The organism is Nodosilinea sp. LEGE 07298 (assembly GCF_015207265.1).
Taxonomy (GTDB): domain Bacteria; phylum Cyanobacteriota; class Cyanobacteriia; order Phormidesmidales; family Phormidesmidaceae; genus Nodosilinea.
In genome coordinates, this window is sequence record NZ_JADEXE010000487.1 from 1 (window position 1) to 2,974 (window position 2,974).

Annotated in this window: 4 protein-coding genes; 1 reads left to right on the forward strand and 3 read right to left on the reverse strand. The window is 53.6% G+C overall.

The genetic code is table 11. From position 1 onward, the window contains the following. Positions 1-592: chromate transporter (locus IQ273_RS32110; RefSeq protein ID WP_194027139.1), on the reverse strand; the 592-nt coding region annotated here is incomplete at its 3' end. A gap of 402 nt (positions 593-994) precedes the next feature. Here IQ273_RS32110 and IQ273_RS32115 point away from each other — a divergent pair. Next, positions 995-1,903 carry a LysR family transcriptional regulator gene (locus tag IQ273_RS32115; RefSeq protein ID WP_194027140.1) on the forward strand — a complete coding sequence of 303 codons (909 nt, stop codon included), beginning with the start codon at positions 995-997 and terminating at the stop codon, positions 1,901-1,903. A 198-nt stretch (positions 1,904-2,101) separates the two neighbouring features. Here the strand turns inward: IQ273_RS32115 and IQ273_RS32120 are convergent, their stop codons facing one another. Together IQ273_RS32120 and IQ273_RS32125 are read right to left on the reverse strand one after the other, a co-directional pair. After that, a complete protein-coding gene (locus IQ273_RS32120; protein ID WP_194027141.1) occupies positions 2,102-2,569 on the reverse strand; it encodes a hypothetical protein in 468 nt (155 codons plus the stop codon). A 59-nt stretch (positions 2,570-2,628) separates the two neighbouring features. Continuing rightward, positions 2,629-2,974, reverse strand: a 346-nt coding sequence (locus IQ273_RS32125) for a hypothetical protein (protein WP_194027142.1), incomplete at its 5' end; no start/stop codon positions are given.

The following is a 2,974-nucleotide window of genomic DNA, read 5'->3' on the forward strand; positions in this document are numbered from 1 at the left end:
GTGGTGTGGTGGGTCGGTACATGGCGAGTCCGGCTAGGCCCGCCAGCAAGAAGAGAAGGAGGATGTTAACGCGAAAGAGTAGGGAGAGGATGAGGACGGTGAGGGCGATCGCAACACTCTGCCAGTCTTTGATCGCCTTTTTGCTCAGCTTCCAGCAAAAACCAAAAATAATCGCAATCACCACTGGAGAAATGCCTAAAAACAGGTTCTCAATCTGGGGTACTCCCTGAAACCGAAAGTAGGCCCATGACAGCGCCAGCACAATCAGAAAGGCAGGCAGAATAAAGCAAACACCCGCTACAACGGCCCCCAACTGCCCCGCCCGCAGGTAGCCAGTGTAAATGCCGGTCTGGGTTGAGGCCGGGCCGGGCAGCATCTCGCAGATGGCGACCCCTTCGAGAAACTGGTCCTCTTTCATCCAGCCGCGCCGTACCACTGCCTCGTTGTGAATCATGGCGATGTGGGCCTGAGGGCCGCCAAAGCCGATCGCCCCGAGCTTCAAAAAGAGCAGGGCGAGTTCTTTCAACCGGGTCGGTAGCGTCTCTTGAGTCGGTTCTACAGCGATAGGGTCTAAATCTGGCGACTGGTTCATCGGCAACACGATAATGCTGAAGTGAGCCTATCGGGATTCGACCACGAAATCCTATATCGAGCAATACATTATCTGGAGCGGGGGGTGCTAGCTGCCCACGCTGAGTTTGTAAGTTTGTCTCTGTAACGAGCTAGGTCTCGACGGCTGAAATATGCCCACCATTCCGAATTGCTTGGCTCCCTAGCCCCCCTGCTCCCTAGCCCCCGGAGAATAGTATCTAAACTTGCGCCGCAGAGGACTAGGTCTCGATGTATGGCGTGCAGATCGGGGGTGTAGATGGCATGGCTAGGGCTACGACGGGCTGCCAATACTCAGGGAAGTAAACAAAAAAACGTATTTACTTGCTTTAACAACTTTTGTGTTGCTAAACTCAATGAGTATTTCTACCGTATACTGTCTGCTATGGCCCAGCAACTGCCCAGCACAAAGGGAATTACCCTCCATCAGATGGAGGTTTTTGAGGCGGTTGCTCGCCACGGCAGCTATACAAAGGCGGCTGAAGAGCTGTATTTGACTCAGCCCACGGTTTCGATTCAGGTCAAGCAGTTGTCGAAGACCGTTGGCCTGCCTCTGTTTGAGATGGTGAGCAAAAAGCTATACCTAACCAGGGCAGGAGATGCCCTATTGACGACCTGCCGTCAGGTTTTAACACAGCTCTCGACCCTAGATGAGGCTCTAGTCGCTTTTCAAGGGTTAGAGCAAGGGATGGTCAAAGTGGCCACGGTTGAAACCGGCAAAACGGCCCTAGTTCAGCAGCTAAAACCGTTTATGGATCGCTATCCAGGGTTAGAGCTGTCGATGCATATCGGTGATCATCATCAGCTACTGGAACGACTGCAAAACAATGAGGACGACATCTATCTGTTTAGTCTGCCTCCTGCTTTGAATGGGGTTGAGGTTTTTCCCTGCATGAATGTGCCGCTGCACATTGTGGCTCATCGACAACATCCTTTGGCCGGGCAAACGGCGGTATCTCCGCAGCAGCTAGCTCAGGAATCATGGATTTTGAGTGAGCCAGGCTCAGCCAGTCGCCAGCTGCTGGAGGAATTTTTTATGGCTCAATCGATTAAGGTGCGCCGCCGACTGGAGTTGAGCAGTAGTGAAGCGATTAAAGCTAGCATTCGGGCCGGGCTGGGCATTGCAGTGTTGCCTGCGTCCGAGTTGTCTCGAACAGACCTTGAAACTGATCTGGCTATTTTGCCAGTAGCAGAATTTTCGCTACGCAAACAATGGCATTTAGCGTACCTGAAAGGTAAGTGCTTATCTCCGGCAGCAGCAGTATTTCTTGACTACGTTGTGGAGCGGTTTTGAACAGCAATTCAAAATTAAGGGTTAAAACGCCAGCTCCACTGAGTGTCTAAGGAACTACGGCTATATAGTGCACCCAAAAGCCAGGTTTCGACTTTGCTTAACCTTTGGCCCGAGGGCTGAATTCCGTCGTTTGTCTTATAGACGGGCCTCGCCAACGCGCAGCGCCTTGTAAAGGGAGACGTTATTTCTTGTCGGTTCCTAGCTGCCAAAACCGCGAAAATGACCGGGCAGAAGGTCAATGCCCAGGGCTGATTTGATCAGGTAAGCCAGCATTAAGATACTGGTACTAAGAGCCAGATTAAACCCCAGCAGTAGCGTTACCGCCATTACCCAGTTACCCAGCTGAGTGAGCCGTGAGACCGGCACATCGCGATGGGCACGGCGGCGGTCTTTCCCAACCATTAGCACAATGAAATAGCGGCTGATTAATAGGTCAATGGTGAACCGTAGATCGACCAGTTTGGGGGTTGATTTGGGGATAGCCAGGGCAATGACTCGCTCGATATCGGCCCGCTGTTGAGGGGTGAGGTTGGCCTGTACCTCGGGATGGAGCTGAGCTAGGTAAGCGGCTGGGTGAGGTACCGATCGCCGCGGTTCTGAATGGGCAATTTGGGGCGCAACCGCAGCGCTACTAAACTGGCGAATTTTGTGCCAATAGGCTTTCATTCGGGGTTCAAATCCTGTCGATATTGGTTGGTGTGTTGTGATTGATGCAACCCTAAGCGCTAGAGATTTTCCCAGGGCACCCAGCTTGGCCACTGGCGCTGGTAAAGGCTGATTCCTGCCCACTGCACCAGCAGCAGGCTGACCAGCAGCCCTAGCTGACCGCAGCGGCGGTAGGGTGATTTACTCTGCCGCAGCGTTTGCCCGACTTTGGCCAACAGGCACACCAGGGCAATGCTGAACGCCCATAGGGCCAGCACGGTATAGGCCCAGTATTTGTAGTGGGCGTTGTTGGGCCAAAAGGGCGGAAAGATATCGAAGGCGACGACCAGGGCGATCGCGCCAGAGACTACAGCGCTAGCGGGCACCACGCTACCCCAGCCCACCCCCAGCCCATAGGCCACCAAT